The sequence below is a fragment of the Streptomyces sp. NPDC034085 genome (assembly GCF_055575555.1).
Genome location: NZ_JBVISL010000007.1, coordinates 161,551 through 176,675, shown reverse-complemented (window position 1 = coordinate 176,675; position 15,125 = coordinate 161,551). Strand labels below are relative to the sequence as shown.

The window sequence follows — 15,125 nt, the reverse complement described above, 5'->3', positions numbered from 1 at the left end:
ACGCCTCCGCGGCCACACCACCGGCGCCCGCCGACCACTGACGCCACCACCGACCCCTGACCGGAGCCCGACCATGCGCATCTTCGACCCGCACATCCACATGACGTCCCGCACCACGGACGACTACCGAGCGATGCACGCCGCCGGCGTGCGCGCGCTGGTCGAGCCCGCGTTCTGGCTGGGCCAGCCCCGTACCTCGCCCGCCAGCTTCACCGACTACTTCGACGCCCTCCTCGGCTGGGAGCCCTACCGCGCCGCGCAGTTCGGCATCAGCCACCACTGCACCATCGGCCTCAACCCCAAGGAGGCGAACGACCCGCGCTGCACCCCCGTCCTGGACCTGCTGCCCCGCTACCTCGCCAAGGACGGGGTCGTGGCGGTCGGCGAGATCGGCTACGACACGGTCACCGAGGCCGAGGACCACGCCTTCGCCGTCCAGCTCGCCCTCGCCGTCGAGTTCGGCCTGCCGGCCCTCGTCCACACCCCGCACCGCGACAAGGCCGGCGGCACCAGCCGCTCCCTGGCCGTGATCCGCGAATCGGGCATCGACCCCGGGCACGTCGTCCTCGACCACCTCAACGAGGTCACCGTCCGCGAGGTCCGCGACTCCGGCTGCTGGATGGGCTTCTCCATCTACCCCGACACCAAGATGACCCCCGACCGCATGGTCGCCGTCCTCGAGGAACACGGCACGGAGCGGATCCTCGTCAACTCCGCCGCAGACTGGGGCCACAGCGACCCGCTGCTCACCCGCGCCACCGCCGAGGCCATGCTCGCCGCCGGCTTCGACGAGGACGACGTGGACCGCGTGCTGTGGCGCAACCCGGTGGCCTTCTACGGCCAGTCGGGCCGGCTCGGCCTCGACGGGTACACGGACGTACAGGCCGCAGGCCTCTACGCGGGCAACTCCATCGCCCGCGGCGGAAACTGATCAGGAAAGAGGAACCGCCTGATGCGCTTCCGCCACCCCGACGGCACGGCCGTCCACCTCGCCTACTGCACCAACGTGCACCCGGCCGAAACCCTGGAAGGGATCACCGCCCAGCTCGACACGTACGCCGAACCGGTCCGCCGGGCTGCCGGCGAACCCGTCGTCGGCCTCGGCCTGTGGCTGCCCGTGGACGCCGCGGCGGCCCTCGCCGCCGACCCGGCCGCCGTCACCCGGCTGCGGGGGGAGCTCACCGCGCGCGGACTGGAGACGGTGACCCTCAACGGCTTCCCCTACCGGGGCTTCCACGCCCCCGTGGTCAAGCGGGCCGTGTACTACCCGGACTGGTCGGAGCCCGCCCGGCTCGACTACACCCTGAACCTGGCCCGGATCCTGGCGGGACTGCTGCCCGACGACGCCGAGCGCGGTTCGGTCTCCACCCTGCCGCTGGCCTGGCGCACCGCCTGGTCGCGCACCCGTACGGCCGCCGCCGCCCGCCACCTCCAGGCACTCGCCGCCGGCCTCGCCCGGATCGAGGAGGAGACCGGCCGGACCGTGCGCGTCGCCGTCGAGCCCGAGCCGGGCTGCGTCGCCGAGACCACCGAGCAGGCCATCGACGTGCTGTCCGACGTCGACCACGACCGGATCGGCCTCTGCCTGGACGCCTGCCACCTCGCCGTCGCCCACGAGGAGCCCGGCACCGCCGTCGGCCGGCTGCTGGCGGCCGGGCTCCAGGTGGTCAAGCTCCAGGCCTCCAGCGCCCTGGAGGCCGCCGACCCGCACGACCCCCGCGTACGGGAGGCGCTGGCCGCCTTCGCCGAGCCGCGCTTCCTGCACCAGACCCGCGAGGCCGGCCCGGACGGCTCCGCGCTCCTCGGCTCCGACGACCTCGGCCCCGCCCTGGCCGGAGCCCTGCCCGGCAAGGCCCCCTGGCGCATCCACTACCACGTGCCGCTGCACGAGGAACCCGCCCCGCCGCTGGCCTCCACCGCGCCGGTCCTGCGGGACACCCTGCGGGCGCTGTTCGGCGGGGACCACGCCGTCACCGACCACATCGAGGTGGAGACGTACACCTGGTCCGTGCTGCCCGAGGACGCGCGGCCCGTCGGCGCGGCCGGCCTCGCCCGGGGCATCGCCGCCGAACTCTCCTGGACGGCCCGCGAGCTGACCGCACTCGGGCTGACCCCCCTCGACCTGACCCCGACGGCCCCCGCCGCGCAGAAGGAGCCCGGCTCATGACCCCCTCCCCCCGGCGGAAGAAGACCGCCGTCCTGTGCACGGTCGGCCTGACGTCCCGGCTGCTGCCGCACATGCCGAACGTCCGGGCCATCGGCGAACAGGGCTTCGCCGCCCCGCTCGACACGGTGTTCCCGGCCGTCACCGCCACCGTCCAGGCCACCCTCACCACCGGCACCCTGCCCCGCGAACACGGGGCCGTCGGCAACGGCTGGTACTTCCGCGACCACGGCGAAGTGATGATGTGGCGCCAGCACAACGCCCTCGTCCGGGGCGAGAAGGTCTGGCAGGCCGCCCGCCGCCACGACCCGGACCACACCACCGCCTACCTGTGCTGGTGGTGGGCCATGGGCGCGGACGTCGACACCGTGCTGACCCCGCGGCCCGTCTACCACTACGACGGCCGCAAGGCCCCGGACTGCTACACCGTCCCGGACGCCCTGCGCGACGAACTTACCGACCGGCAGGGCGAGTTCCCGCTCTTCAACTACTGGGGCCCGACCGCCTCGCTCACCTCCACCCGGTGGATCGCCGGCGCCGCCCTGCACGTGGCGGACACCCGCGATCCCGACCTGTCCTTCATCTACGTCCCGCACCTCGACTACGACCTCCAGCGGTACGGCCCCGACAGCCCCGAGGCCGTCCGGGCCGCCCGCGAGGCCGACGCCGCCCTCGGCCCGCTCCTCGACGCCCTGCGCGAGCGCGGCACCACCGTCGTCGCGCTGAGCGAGTACGGCATCTCACCGGTCAGCCGGCCCGTGGACGTCAACCGCGCGCTGCGCCGCGAGGGACTGCTGTCGGTCTACGCCCAGCGCGGGATGGAGTACCTCGACCCCTACACGTCCCGGGCGTTCGCCGTCGCCGACCACCAGGCCGCCCACGTCTACGTGGCCGACCCGGCCGACATCCCGCGCGTGCGCGACGTACTGAAGGCCCTGGACGGCGTCGACGAGGTCTGGGACCGGACCCAGCAGGCCGACTACGGCATCGACCACCCGAACGCCGGCGAGCTCGTCGCCGTGTCGGAACCCGACGCCTGGTTCACGTACTACTACTGGCTCGACGACCAGCGCGCCCCCGACTTCGCGCGCGGCGTCGAGATCCACCGCAAGCCGGGCTACGACCCGGCCGAGCTGTTCTTCGACCCCGCCGATCCGGCGGCCAAGGCGAAGGCGGCGCTCGCGGTGCTGAAGAAGAAGGCGGGGATGCGCGCACCGCTCCAGGTGGTGCCCCTCGACCCGGGCTGTGTCCGGGGCAGCCACGGACGGCTGCCCGGCGACGACCGGGACGCCCCCGTCCTGCTGTGCTCGGACCCGTCCGAGGAACGGCCCCGCTACCACGCCACCGAGGTGAAGGACCTGCTCCTGCGCCTGGGCGGACTGACCTGACAACGCCCTCAAGGGGGAGAGGAGGACCCGATGACGAGCCAGACCCTGACCGCCGTGCGCGGCCGCATCGACCACACCGCCACGACCGGTGTACTGCCCGTGCCGGGACCGGCTGCACGGGAGGCCGCGAGACTGCGCGCCACGGGCGAGGCGCACGTGTGGTGGTGGCCGCTCGAGGACCGCGTGGACCAGGCGGACTTCGACCTGCTCGACGAGGTCGAGCAGGTGCGCGCCCGCCGCTACCGGGCCGAGAAGGACGCCGCCGCCTTCGTCCGCACCCGGGCCGGCGCCCGGCGCGCCATCGGAGCGCTGCTGGGGGTGGAGGCCCGTACGGTGGCCCTCGGCCGCCGCGTCTGCCCCGGCTGCGGAGACCTCGAGCACGGCCCGCCCGCCGTGGCCAGCCCCGCCGTCGGGCTCGCGGTGAGCCTGACCCGCACGAGCGGCTGCGGGGTGCTGGCCCTGCACGCGGGGGACTGGATCGGCGTGGACGTCGAGGCGCTGCGGCCCGTCGAGTCGGGCTCCCTCGCCAGTGTGGTGCTCGCCCCCGCCGAGCACGCCTACATCCTGTCGCTGCCGGCCGGTCCGGAGCGCACCGCCGCCTTCCACCGGGTGTGGACCCGCAAGGAGGCCGTGCTGAAGGGGGTCGGGCTGGGGCTGCTCGGCATCGACCTCAACGCCCTGGACGTCAGCCCGGGCACGGCGGGGCCGGTCGAGGTGGAGCACGGCTACCAGGGCGAGGTCAGCAGCTGGCAGATCGACGACCTCGACCTGGACGGCAACTGGTCGGCCTCCCTGGCCCGCCCGGTGGACGGCTCCCCCCTGGGCCCGGTCCACCGCCACCGCCCGGCGTAACCACCTGCCCGGCGCTGCCGGGGCCCCGTCCCGGCAGGGACGCCGTGTCCACCACCAGGCTCCGGGCCCGGATCCCACCCCGTGGGCCCGGGCCCGGCCCGGCCGACCTCCCCGCACGGAGGACCGACCCTTTCCGGAGCTCCCCATGGCCCAGTCCGCCACCCCCGCCGCCCCGGCCGCAGCCGCCCCCACGGCCGCCGCAGCCACCGCCCCGGCCCCCGTCCGGCCGGGGCCCCCGCACACGCCCGCCCCCGGGGCCGGGGCCGTCACCGGCGGGCTGGCCGTCGTCGCCCTGCTGCTGTGCGCGGGCCCCCTCGCCGGCGGCGCCGTCCAGGAGTTCCTGGACCGGATGGCCGGGGTCTTCGCGCTGGTCGCGCTCTCCGGCTCCGTGATGCTCGGCCTCGCCACCGTCTTCCGCGACGTACTCACCCCCGGCCGGCGGCAGTTCGCGCAGCTCCTGCACCGCGCGGCCGGCCTGGCCGGCGTCGGCTTCCTGCTCGTCCACATCGGCGTCAAGGTCGCCGGCGAGAGGATCGACGCCGCCGACGCGGTGCTCGGCTGGGGGAGCGGGGACCTCCTCGTCGACCTCGGCACCCTGGCCGCCCAGCTCTTCGTACTCGCCCTGCTGACCGGCCTGTGGCGGGGCGTCTTCGCCACCCGCCGCTGGATCCGCCCCTTCCGGATACTCCACGGGCTCGCGTACGCCGGCTGGGCCGCCGGGCTGGTCCACGGCCTCGGCGCCGGCCGGACCCCCGCCGCCTGGGTCGTCGCCGCCTACGCCCTGTGCGCCGCCGCCACCGTCGCGGCCCTCGTCCACCGCCTCACCCGCGGCCGCCGCACCCGCACCACCCGCTGAACCGCCCCGGACCGCACGGATCCGGCCGGAGGGCACCGCCCCCGGCCGGAAACGCGCGCCCGGGGCCTTCCCGCGTAGAGCGAATATAGATCCGCCCCCAAGGATCGGCGTGTTGCATCCGCCGCCCTGGGCGGACGGGGCTGCCGACACACCCCCCCTCAAACGCATTGGAAGGACTGGTCGCGCATGCGGACCCAGACGAACAGCCTCCGTGGGCAGAGCAGCACCGGATCCCCCGGGTTCGCGCTGCGCCTGGACGGTGTCGTGAAGGAGTACGGAAAGAGCGGGCGCGGAGTGCGCGCGCTGGACGGCGTCTCGGTCGGCATTGAGCGCGGCTCGTTCACCGCCGTCATGGGACCCTCCGGTTCCGGCAAGTCGACCTTCCTGCACTGCGCGGCCGGCCTGGACAAGCCGTCCAGCGGCAAGGCCTTCATCGGCGACACCGAACTCGGGGGGATGAACGAGACCCAGCTGACCAAGCTGCGCCGCCAGCGCATCGGCTTCGTCTTCCAGGCCTTCAACCTCATTCCGGCGCTGTCGGTGCGCCAGAACGTGGAGCTGCCGCTGCGCCTGGCCGGCGAGCGCCTCGACGCGGCCTGGCTGGAGGAGATCCTCACGCGCGTGGGCCTGGGCGGCCGCGCCACCCACCGGCCCGCCGAGCTCTCCGGCGGCCAGCAGCAGCGCGTGGCCATCGCCCGCGCCCTGATCACCCGTCCCGACGTCATCTTCGGCGACGAGCCCACCGGCGCCCTCGACACCGTGACCGCCAAGGAGATCCTCTCCCTGCTGCGGTCCTGCGTCGACGAGACCGGCCAGACCGTGGTCATGGTCACCCACGACCCGGTCGCCGCCTCCTACGCCGACACCGTCCTCTTCCTCGCCGACGGCCGGATCGCCGACCGGATGCAGGCCCCCACCGCCGACCGCGTCGCCGACCGCATGACCCACCTGGGAGCGTGGGCCTGATGCTGCGATACGCCCTGCAGACCCTGCGCGCCCGCAAGGGCGGCTTCATCGGGGCCTTCCTCGCCCTCTTCTGCGCCGCCGCGCTCGTCACCGCCTGCGGCATCCTGCTGGAGACCGGCCTGAGAGGAACGATCGGCACCGAGCGCTACGCCGGTGCCCCGGTGATCGTCGGCGGTGACCAGAACGTCCACCAGGTCACCGTCAAGAACAAGGGGGACAAGACCAAGACGAAGGCGAAGGAGAAGCCGCTCGGCGAGCGCGTCTGGCTCCCCGCCGACACCGCCGCCACCCTCGGCTCGCTGCCCGGCGTCCAGGCCGCACTGCCGGAGATCACCTTCCCGGCGTACGCGGTCAGCCCCAAGGGGCAGGTCGTCCCCGGCGTCGACGGCAAGCCCTCCTACGGCCACTCCTGGACCTCCGCGGCCCTGACCCCCTTCACCCTGGCCGAGGGCGCCGCCCCGGCCGGCGCCGACGAGGTCGTCGTCGACCGCGAACTGGCCCGCCGGGCCGGCATCAAGCCCGGCACCGAGCTGACCGTCCAGGCCACCGGCTCCCCGCGCACGTACCGGGTCAGCGGCATCGCGGCGCCCGCCGGCGGCGACCTGGAGCAGCAGACCTCGCTGTTCTTCTCGGACGCCGAGGCCGAGCGGCTGTCGGGCCGCGAAGGCCAGGCCGCGGTGGTCGGCGTGCTCGCCAAGCCCGGCGTGTCCACCGCGGACCTCGCCGCGCAGGTCGAGAAGGCCCTCGCCGGCACCGGCGCCCAGGTGGTCACCGGCGGCGAGCGCGGACCGGTCGAGTTCCTCGACGCGGCCAAGGCCCGGATCAAGCTCGTCTCCATGGGCGGCGCCATCGGCGGCACCTCCCTGCTCGTCGCGATCCTCGTGGTCGTCGGCACCTTCGCCCTGTCCATCCAGCAGCGCTACCGCGAACTGGCCCTGCTGCGCGCCATCGCGGCGACGCCCAAGCAGGTCCGCCAGCTCATCGGCCGCGAGGCACTGATCGTCGGCGCGCTCGCCGGTGTGCTCGGCTCGGTCACGGGCCTGCCCATCGCCTACTGGCTGCACGGCAAGTTCGTCGGCTTCAAGGCGATCCCCGACACCCTCGAAGTCACCTTCAGCGTCTTCCCGTTCTTCGCGGCCATCGGCGCGGCCCTGCTGGGCGCCTGGGCGGCCGCGCGGATCTCCGCCCGCCGCACCGCCCGCATCCGTCCCGCCGAGGCCCTGTCCGAGGCGGCCATGGAGCAGCGGAACTTCGCCTGGGGCCGGCTCGGCGCCGGCGCCGCGTTCCTGGCCGGCGGTGTCGTCCTCCTCGTGGTCCTCGCGGCGCTGCGCAGCGAGCCGGCCTCGACCCCGGTGACCTTCCTGTCGGTCGTCGTCCTCGCGGTGGCGGTCTCGCTGCTGGGGCCGCTGATCGCCCGGATCGCGGTCGCCGTCCTCGGTGTCCCGCTCAAGGCCTCCCGGGTCGGCGGCTACCTGGCCACGGCCAACGCCCGCGCCAACACCAAGCGGCTGTCCGCGGCCGTCACCCCGCTCGCCCTGCTGATCGGCATGGCCTGCACGGTGTTCTTCGTCCAGACCACCATGGGCGCGGCCGCCACCGCCCAGGCCAAGGCCGGCAACAAGGCGGACTGGGTCGTCGGCTCGGCCGGCCCCGGCGTGCCCGCGCAGGCCGCGGACAGCCTGCGCCGGGTCCCCGGCGTGTCGGCGGTGACCGAGGTCGTACGCACCTCCGTGCGCGTCGGCCTGGAGAAGTACCCGGCGCAGGGCGTCTCCACCGAGGGCCTGACCCGCACCTGGGACCCGGGCGTCAGCGCCGGCACCCTGGACGGCTTCGGGGCGCGGTCGGTCGCGCTGAGCGACGTCGCGGCCGACAACCTGGGCAAGAAGCCGGGGGACAAGCTCAAGCTGACCCTGGGCGACGGCACCGAGACCGAGCTGACCGTGGCGGCCGTCTACGACCGCGGGCTCGGCTTCGGCGACCTGACCATGTCCCACGAGCTGGTCGTCAAGCACGTCGACAACCCGCTGGCCTCCTCGCTGCTGGTCAAGACCGCCGGCGAGGGCAAGCCCGGCCGCGCCGAGCTGCAGAAGGCCGTGGGGCCGCTGCCCGGCGTCGGGGTGCTCGACCGGGACCAGGTCGAGGACCTCCAGGCCGAGGTCCAGCAGTCCAACGCCGAGGTCAACTACGTGGCCATGGGCCTGATCATCGCCTTCACCGCGATCGCCGTGGTCAACACGCTGGCCATGTCGGTCTCCGACCGGATCCGCGAGTTCGCCCTGCTCCAGCTCGTCGGCACCACGCGCCGCCAGGTGATGGGCATGCTCCGGATCGAGTGCGCCCTGGTGGTCATCATCTCCGCCGTGCTGGGCACGGGCATCGCCTTCGCGGTGCTCACCGCCTTCAGCGTCGGGATGACGGGCTCCGCGTCCCCGTCCATCGACCCCTGGATGTACCTCGGGGTGCTGGGCTTCGCGGCGGTCCTCACCGTCCTGGCCACGCTGGTCCCGGGCCGTCTCGCCCTGACGGGCCGCCCCGCGGACGTCATCGGCTCGCGCCAGTAACGGCTCGACGGCCGGAGGGCCGGCCCCCTGGTGGGGGCCGGCCCTCCGGCCTTGGGTGCGTGCGGGGCGGGCGTCAGTTGAGCACCGCCCCGCCGCCCTTGCGGTCCACGCGGCTGCGCCGGTGGTCCAGGTGCGCGTAGACCCGGTGGAGCCAGCGGTCCTGGCCGTCGTAACGAGGGGTGAAGGAGGTCCTGCCGTGCACGGCGAGCCGGTTGTCCACCACCGCGAGGTCACCGACCCGCAGGGCCAGGGCCGACATCGTCCGCATGAGCGCCTCGCGCAGTTCGCCCATGGCGTCCGCCGCCTCGTCGTCCAGCGGGTGCGTCGCGGCGAAGTCCACCAGGATGTTCGGGTCCTCGGGGTCCCCGACCAGGATCGGGTGCGCCGGAGTGACGGAATTCAGGTCGCCGAAAGACGGCGGCGGCTCGGTGAGGAACCGCGGCGCGGCCAGGACCGAGACCGTGTGCCCGGAAAGCAGCGGAAGGGCCCGCCGGATCGAGGACGTGCACAGTTTCGCGTCACCCGTCGGGTCCTCGCGCACGCACAGCAGGCCCACGTAGTCGGGCTTGTTGTCATGGAAGGCGTTCTCGACGTGGAGTTCCAGAAGAACCGATCCTGCATTGCTCTGCGAATTCTCGCTCCCCGGCACCGGAACGACGTTCTGGACCAGGGCGCCGGTCTTTTCGCTGCGGTAGGCGATGACCTCCCCGAGCTGCAGCATCGCCGCCGTGACCAGGGCCGACGCCACGGCCGGCACCCGTTCCACGGAACCGGGCACCGCCGGGGTCTCCGGCAGCGGGTCGTTCGCCACCACCGGAACGTTGCGCAGCAGCAGCACCGCGTCCGGGCCGGCGTCGTGACGGAACCGGCGCAGCGCCGTGAGGACCGTGCGCGGCAGCATCGCCGAGGCGTCCCGGACGGTGTCCAGCCATGCCGGATCGTCGATCAGTGCCGGAGTGGACTCGAGCACCTCCGCGGCCAGGGCGCTCAGCCCGTCGCGCTCGGCGTCCGTGAGGGTGACGGCGTCCGGCGTCGTACCGGTCGCGGAAAGAGTGAGGGTGTGTTCCCGGGTACGGGGCATGGAGGAATTCCTCGGGTAGACGAGCCTTGACCCGAGTCAGTTTCCGGACGTGCTCTATCCCATTCCTATGGAAAACGCTCCCGCACGGTCCGGGGAAATAGGTATAGGCGGGACATAGTTGCCCGCCGAATGCTTATGGGGCGGCTTTGTACCGGGTCGACCCCGAGTTCAGCCGCAGGTCCCGCACCATCCGACGGGGGAGAAGAGGGGAGGATTTTCATGGCATTGAGAGAAGAGGATCCCGCCCACGGCGCGGCGATGGCCGCGGCCGGCGCCCTCGGCGCCCAGGGGGAGGCCCACGTCTGGTGGTGGCGTCCGCCGGAGCAGACCGATCCGGCCGACCTGCCGCTGCTGGACACCGAAGAGTTCCGGCGGGCGCTGTCCCTGCCCGCCGAACGCGACGCCGCGGCCTTCGTCCGCTCCCGCGCCGCCGCCCGCCGGGCCCTCGGGGCGCTGTTCGCCCTCGAACCCCGGGACATCGCGCTCGGCCGGGACGATTGTCCCGGCTGCGGCGACGCCAGTCACGGTCCGCCCCGGCTCGTCGTCCCGTCGGTGCCGCTCGCCCTCAGCATGAGCCGGACGAACGGCTGCGGGGTCTTCGTGCTCGGCGCGGGGCCCGCGATCGGCATCGACGCCGAGGCCCTGCGCCCGGTCCGCGGCTCGGCGACCACCGATCCCGACCTGACCCCCGCCGAACGCGCCCACCTGGGCGCACTGCCGCCCGGCCCCGGCCGGGACGCGGCCTTCCACCGGATCTGGACCCGCAAGGAGGCCGTGGTCAAGGCCACCGGCCTCGGCCTCTCCGGCGTCGAACTGGGCCTGCTGGAAACCCATCCGGCCCGCAGCGGCCCGGTCCGGGTCACCCACACCCACCGCGGCCGGACCACCGCCTGGACCGTCGAGGACCTCCCGGTCTTCGAGGGCGTCGCCGTGGCGCTGGCCCGCCCGGCGGGACCCGCCGCGCACGGCCCGGTCCACCACCACACCGACCGCACGACCGCCCTCTGAACCCGCCACGCTCCCCGTCCCCAGCCGACCGTCCCGGTACCGCCTCAGCGAAAGGCCCGTAGCGCCATGACCATCGAGTCCTTCCTCCCCGTCGACGAGCTGATCGCCGACGACGCCCTCCACGGCCGGCCGTCCTCCGGCTCCCCGGCCGGCGACCCGTCCTTCGCCGCCCCCGGCCGGCTGCTCGGCCTGACCCGGCAGGACCTGGACGCGTACTTCACGCAGATCGCGGAGGCCGTCGAGCAGGACGACCCGGGCCCGGCCGCGCGCGGCGGCTGGGAGGAGCGGGAGCGGATGCGGTTCTCCACCTGGGTCCGCCGGGTCTACGAACACCCGCTGTCACCGGCCGTCTTCGCGCTCCCCGTCACCCGGTTCATCCGCGGGGTCCAGCTCGCCCAGGCCGCCGAACTCGCGTTCCGCATCGACGTGGGCCGGGCCCGGGCGAAGGCCGCGAAGCCCTCCGCCGAGGTACGGGCCACCGCCGCCGTCGCGTCGGCCTGGGCCATCGCCGCCGACGCGCTCTCCCAGTCGCCCCGCCCGCCGCGCGAGCGGGTCGTCGGCGACGTGTGGACGATCGTGCGGGAGACCATCGAGCCCGCCCTGCGGCCGGCCGGCACCTTCCAGCACCGCTCCCACAGCTCCTGGTGAGCGTGGGGGCCGCCCCGGCGCCCGGCCGGCCCGCTCACCGCACCGCGGAGGGGAAGGCGTCCCGCGTGGTCAGCGACGCCGCCAGCAGCCGCACCAGGTCGTTGCACCGGTACAGCGGCCTGCCCTGGGCGTCCAGCCCGGACAGCTCCATCAGGGCGCAGTCCACCAGGGCGTCCAGCGCGGACTCCGCCTCCTCCTCCGCCGAGCCCAGCACCAGCGCCGCGTACTGGGCGGAGAAGGGTTCCCCGTCCCAGTCGGCCAGCCCGGTCAGCGCGGCCAGCTCGGGTCCGCCCAGCCGGCGTACGCAGTGCACCAGCGCCTCGCGCACGCTCACGTCGCCGTACGCCAGCTCGCCCAGCCGGACGTCGGGATCGGCGAGCCGGGCCGCCATGCGCGAGACCGGCCAGTGCGGGCGCGCCGCGAGCCGGGCACCGGTCACCGACAGGGCCAGCGGCAGCCCCGCGCAGTACGCGACCAGGTCGTCGGCCCCGTCCGGGTCCGCCTCCAGCCGGTCCCGGCCGGCCAGCGAGGCCAGCAGCTCCAGGGCCTCGTCGTCGCCGAGCGGCGTCAGCGCGGTGGTGTCCGCGCCCGCCACCCGCGCCAGCCGGGCCTGGCTGGTGATCAGCACCGCCGACTCGGGGCCGCCCGGCAGCAGCGGGGCCACCTGCCGGTCGCCGATCGCGCCGTCCAGGACGAGCAGCAGCCGGGCGCCCGAGGTCCGGGTCCGGTACAGCCGCACCAGTTCCTCCAGGTCCTGAGCGGCGGCGGCCGGCGGCGGCTCCCCGAGGGCCCGCAGCAGCCGGACCAGCACCTCGGCGGGCTCCTTCGGAGCGCCGTCCGGGTGGCACAGCTCCACGTACAGCTGTCCGTCGGGGTACCGCGCGGCACAGTCCTGGGCCGCGCGCACTGCCAGCGCCGTCTTGCCCACCCCGGCCATGCCGGTGACCAGCAGCCGGCGCGGGCGGCCGTCGTCGCGGGTCAGCCGCTCGCGCAGCGCGGCCAGTTCGGTGCGCCGGCCGGTGAACTCCCCGTAGGGCGCCGGCAGCGTCGAGGGCGCGCCGGCCCGGCCCGAGGCCGGGGCCGCGACCGCCGGGGCGCCGTCCGCGGCGGACGGCGCGGGGGCGGCCGAGGCCAAGCCCAGGCCACCGCCCAGCACCGCCTGGTAGGTGGAGCCCAGCGCCTCGCCCGGGTCCACGCCCAGCTGGTCGGCGAGGACCGCCCGCCCCTCGTAGTAGGTGTGCAGCGCGTCGGCCTGCCGCCCGCAGCGGTACAGGGCCGTCATCAGCTGGGCGCGCAGGCGTTCCCGTACGGGGTGCTCGGCGACCAGCCCGGTCAGTTCGGCGGTGACCTGCTCGTGCCGGCCGACGGCCAGGTCGGCCTCGATCCGGCTCTCGAGCGCGAGCATCCGCGCCTCCTCCAGCGGGGGCAGCTCGGCCTCGATCATCTGCTCGGTCGCGTTGGCCAGCGCGGTGCCCCGCCACAGGTCCAGCGCGTCGCGCAGCAGCGAGCCGGCCTCCTCGAAGCGCCGCTCGGCGAGGGCCTCACGGCCCAGCCGGTCGAGCCGGGTGAACTCGTGCAGGTCGATCCACGCCCCGGGCGCCCGCAGCACGTAGCCGGGCTGGCGCCGGACGATCTCGATCTCCTCACCGAGGTGCTTGCGCAGCCTCGACATGTACGTGTAGATCTGCGCGCTCGCCGTGGCCGGCGGGTCCCACCCCCACAGGAGCGCGCTGAGCCGGGCATCGGAGACCACGCGTCCCTCGGACAGCAGCAGCGCGGCGAGCACCGTGTGCACCTTCGAACCGGAGAGCGGGATCGTAGCGCCGCCTCCCCGTTTGGCCTCGATCGGCCCGAGCAGCCGGAAGTCCATGCGGCACCCCCTTCTGGTATGAGCGTCCGTTCTGGATTCCAGAAGCTATGCGGGAGCCTTATTGGCGGGTTATCGCCCGGCGTCCGGCCCCGGGGGCACACCGATATCCGCCGGCCGCGCGGTTGACGCCCGGTCAGACGGGCAGGCCCGTGGGCTCCTTGATCCGCTTCATGATGATCTGGGAGTTGACCTCGGTGACCCCCGAGAGCGCCGTCAGCCGCTCGATCCACAGCCGCTCGTACGCGCGCAGGTCCGCGACCGCGATGCGCAGCAGGCAGCCGGGGCTGCCGAAGAGGCGGTAGGCCTCGACGACGTCGGGGATGTCCTGGAGGGCCGCCTCGAAGGCCTCGACGGCCTCCCGGTCCCGGCGGACCTCCACCGACACCAGCACCTCGAAGCCGCGCCCGACCGCCTCCGGGTCGATCACCGCCCGGTAGCCCTGGATCACCCCGTCCTGTTCCAGCTGCCGCACGCGGCGCATGCACGGGGAGGGGGTCAGGCCCACGCGCTGGGCGAGCTCCTGGTTGCTGAGCCGGCCGTCGCTCTGAAGCTCGCGCAAGATTTCACGGTCAATCGCGTCCATCGCGCAATTATCACGCAGCGTTTGTTACAGGGGGGCTGAAACGCGCAATCGCATTGCGCGTAGATCTCACTATCATTGCCCTCTCCAGAAAATCTGTACGAACCCCGTCCGGGGGTCCGCACGCGCAAACGGAAGGGTGGCCATGGGGCGCATCGTCGTCATCAGCACCGGCGGGACGATAGCCAGCCGGTGGACGGGTTCGGGCTTCGCCGCCGAGGCGGACGGACGCGAGGTCATGGCCACCGCCCCGCTGCCCGAGGGCATCACCGTCGAGGTCGTCGACCTGTTCAGCGTGAACAGCCCCCGCCTGACCACCGCCCACCAGCTGACCCTGCTGCGCACCGTCCACGAGGTCCTCGCCGACCCCGGCGTCGACGGCATCGTCGTCACCCACGGCACCGACACCCTGGAGGAGTCGGCCTTCCTGGTCGACCTGCACCACCACGACGCGCGCAGCGTCGTCTTCACCGGCTCGCAGCTGCCCATGGGCTCCGCCGACGGCGACGGCCCCGGCAACCTCTACGACGCCCTGCTCACCGCCGCGACCACGCGCGGCCTGGGCGTACTGATCACCTTCGCGGGCCGGGTGCACGCCGCCCGCGGCACGGTCAAGACCCAGGCGGTGGCCCTGGACGCGTTCGCCGACCCCTCCAAGGAACTGCTCGGGAAGATCGGCTTCGGCAAGGTCACGGTACTGCGCCAGGCCGAGCGCCCCGCCCCGCTCGCGCTGCCCGCCATGCCGGAGCTGCCGCCGCGCGTGGACATGGTGATGCACCACGCCGACGGCGACCCGCTGCTGCTGAACGCCGCCGTCGAGGCCGGAGCCCAGGGCATCGTCCTCGTCGGCACCGGCGCGGGCAACGCCACCCCCGAGATCGTCGAAGCCGTACGGGCCGCCATCGCCCGGGGCGTGCTCGTCGCCCTCACCACCCGGGTCGCGGCCGGGCCGGTCACCGAGATCTACACGCACGGCGGAGCGGTCGACCTCGTCGCCGCCGGAGCCGTCCCGACCGGCACGCTGCGCGCCGGCCAGGCCCGTATCGCGGTGCTCGCGGCGCTCCTGTCCGCCACCGACCCCGCCGCCCGGACCCGGGCCCTGCGCGCGGCCCTCGGCACCCCCGACCCGGCCCTGGTCGACGCGTAGTCTC

Annotated in this window: 13 protein-coding genes; 10 read left to right on the top strand and 3 right to left on the bottom strand. The window is 74.3% G+C overall.

Going from position 1 to position 15,125, the window contains the following annotated elements; genetic code table 11:
- The first annotated feature begins 73 nt into the window (after positions 1 to 73).
- The 7 genes from ACZ501_RS24065 to ACZ501_RS24035 all read left to right on the top strand — a co-directional run bounded on the left by ACZ501_RS24065 (position 74) and on the right by ACZ501_RS24035 (position 8,787).
- Positions 74 to 931 (top strand): TatD family hydrolase, encoded by an 858-nt coding sequence (locus tag ACZ501_RS24065; RefSeq protein ID WP_361610351.1) that lies wholly within the window; start codon positions 74 to 76, stop codon positions 929 to 931.
- A gap of 21 nt (positions 932 to 952) precedes the next feature.
- Positions 953 to 2,167, top strand: coding sequence for a metabolite traffic protein EboE (eboE, locus tag ACZ501_RS24060; protein ID WP_468797947.1), 1,215 nt, complete (start codon positions 953 to 955; stop codon positions 2,165 to 2,167).
- On the top strand, positions 2,164 to 3,552 hold the full coding sequence (locus ACZ501_RS24055) for an alkaline phosphatase family protein (RefSeq protein WP_468797944.1): 1,389 nt from the start codon (positions 2,164 to 2,166) through the stop codon (positions 3,550 to 3,552). Before eboE ends, ACZ501_RS24055 begins: the two co-directional genes overlap by 4 nt.
- A 30-nt stretch (positions 3,553 to 3,582) precedes the next feature.
- Entirely contained in the window at positions 3,583 to 4,404 is an 822-nt protein-coding gene (locus tag ACZ501_RS24050) for a 4'-phosphopantetheinyl transferase superfamily protein (RefSeq protein WP_361610354.1), read from the top strand.
- 145 nt (positions 4,405 to 4,549) lie between these two features.
- Positions 4,550 to 5,260: a hypothetical protein gene (locus ACZ501_RS24045; protein WP_468797941.1), complete on the top strand. Its 711-nt coding sequence runs from the start codon at positions 4,550 to 4,552 to the stop codon at positions 5,258 to 5,260.
- A 186-nt stretch (positions 5,261 to 5,446) separates the two neighbouring features.
- Positions 5,447 to 6,226, top strand: a complete 780-nt coding sequence (locus ACZ501_RS24040; RefSeq protein ID WP_361596523.1) for an ABC transporter ATP-binding protein — start codon at positions 5,447 to 5,449, stop codon at positions 6,224 to 6,226.
- Positions 6,226 to 8,787 (top strand): FtsX-like permease family protein, encoded by a 2,562-nt coding sequence (locus ACZ501_RS24035; protein ID WP_361596520.1) that lies wholly within the window; start codon positions 6,226 to 6,228, stop codon positions 8,785 to 8,787. The genes ACZ501_RS24040 and ACZ501_RS24035 overlap by 1 nt, the downstream gene beginning before the upstream one ends.
- A 73-nt stretch (positions 8,788 to 8,860) precedes the next feature.
- On the opposite strand, the gene ACZ501_RS24030 is transcribed toward ACZ501_RS24035, so the two are convergent.
- Positions 8,861 to 9,868 carry a TauD/TfdA family dioxygenase gene (locus ACZ501_RS24030; RefSeq protein WP_468797938.1) on the bottom strand — a complete coding sequence of 336 codons (1,008 nt, stop codon included), beginning with the start codon at positions 9,866 to 9,868 and terminating at the stop codon, positions 8,861 to 8,863.
- A gap of 219 nt (positions 9,869 to 10,087) precedes the next feature.
- Between ACZ501_RS24030 and ACZ501_RS24025 the strand changes: the two genes are divergently transcribed.
- Complete coding sequence (locus ACZ501_RS24025) at positions 10,088 to 10,876, top strand: 4'-phosphopantetheinyl transferase family protein (RefSeq protein WP_468797935.1); 789 nt, start codon at positions 10,088 to 10,090, stop codon at positions 10,874 to 10,876.
- A gap of 66 nt (positions 10,877 to 10,942) precedes the next feature.
- Entirely contained in the window at positions 10,943 to 11,524 is a 582-nt protein-coding gene (locus ACZ501_RS24020; protein ID WP_468797932.1) for a hypothetical protein, read from the top strand.
- 34 nt (positions 11,525 to 11,558) lie between these two features.
- Here the strand turns inward: ACZ501_RS24020 and ACZ501_RS24015 are convergent, their stop codons facing one another.
- Positions 11,559 to 13,394 (bottom strand): AfsR/SARP family transcriptional regulator, encoded by a 1,836-nt coding sequence (locus tag ACZ501_RS24015; RefSeq protein ID WP_468797930.1) that lies wholly within the window; start codon positions 13,392 to 13,394, stop codon positions 11,559 to 11,561.
- Positions 13,395 to 13,527: 133 nt separating this feature from the next.
- Positions 13,528 to 13,977, bottom strand: a complete 450-nt coding sequence (locus tag ACZ501_RS24010; protein WP_361596505.1) for an Lrp/AsnC family transcriptional regulator — start codon at positions 13,975 to 13,977, stop codon at positions 13,528 to 13,530.
- 142 nt (positions 13,978 to 14,119) lie between these two features.
- On the opposite strand from ACZ501_RS24010, the gene ACZ501_RS24005 reads away from it, so the two are divergent.
- Positions 14,120 to 15,121, top strand: coding sequence for an asparaginase (locus tag ACZ501_RS24005; RefSeq protein ID WP_468797927.1), 1,002 nt, complete (start codon positions 14,120 to 14,122; stop codon positions 15,119 to 15,121).
- Positions 15,122 to 15,125: the final 4 nt, after the last annotated feature.

What these genes read in the sequence shown, in the direction of transcription:
- ACZ501_RS24065 (WP_361610351.1), top strand. Translation starts at nt 74, where the DNA reads ATGCGCATCTTCGACCCGCACATCCACATGACGTCCCGCACCACGGAC.
- ACZ501_RS24020 (WP_468797932.1), top strand. Translation starts at nt 10,943, where the DNA reads ATGACCATCGAGTCCTTCCTCCCCGTCGACGAGCTGATCGCCGACGAC.
- ACZ501_RS24050 (WP_361610354.1), top strand. Translation starts at nt 3,583, where the DNA reads ATGACGAGCCAGACCCTGACCGCCGTGCGCGGCCGCATCGACCACACC.
- ACZ501_RS24055 (WP_468797944.1), top strand. Translation starts at nt 2,164, where the DNA reads ATGACCCCCTCCCCCCGGCGGAAGAAGACCGCCGTCCTGTGCACGGTC.
- ACZ501_RS24030 (WP_468797938.1), bottom strand. Translation starts at nt 9,868, where the DNA reads ATGCCCCGTACCCGGGAACACACCCTCACTCTTTCCGCGACCGGTACG.
- ACZ501_RS24005 (WP_468797927.1), top strand. Translation starts at nt 14,120, where the DNA reads ATGGGGCGCATCGTCGTCATCAGCACCGGCGGGACGATAGCCAGCCGG.
- ACZ501_RS24040 (WP_361596523.1), top strand. Translation starts at nt 5,447, where the DNA reads ATGCGGACCCAGACGAACAGCCTCCGTGGGCAGAGCAGCACCGGATCC.
- ACZ501_RS24015 (WP_468797930.1), bottom strand. Translation starts at nt 13,394, where the DNA reads ATGGACTTCCGGCTGCTCGGGCCGATCGAGGCCAAACGGGGAGGCGGC.
- eboE (WP_468797947.1), top strand. Translation starts at nt 953, where the DNA reads ATGCGCTTCCGCCACCCCGACGGCACGGCCGTCCACCTCGCCTACTGC.
- ACZ501_RS24035 (WP_361596520.1), top strand. Translation starts at nt 6,226, where the DNA reads ATGCTGCGATACGCCCTGCAGACCCTGCGCGCCCGCAAGGGCGGCTTC.
- ACZ501_RS24025 (WP_468797935.1), top strand. Translation starts at nt 10,088, where the DNA reads ATGGCATTGAGAGAAGAGGATCCCGCCCACGGCGCGGCGATGGCCGCG.
- ACZ501_RS24045 (WP_468797941.1), top strand. Translation starts at nt 4,550, where the DNA reads ATGGCCCAGTCCGCCACCCCCGCCGCCCCGGCCGCAGCCGCCCCCACG.
- ACZ501_RS24010 (WP_361596505.1), bottom strand. Translation starts at nt 13,977, where the DNA reads ATGGACGCGATTGACCGTGAAATCTTGCGCGAGCTTCAGAGCGACGGC.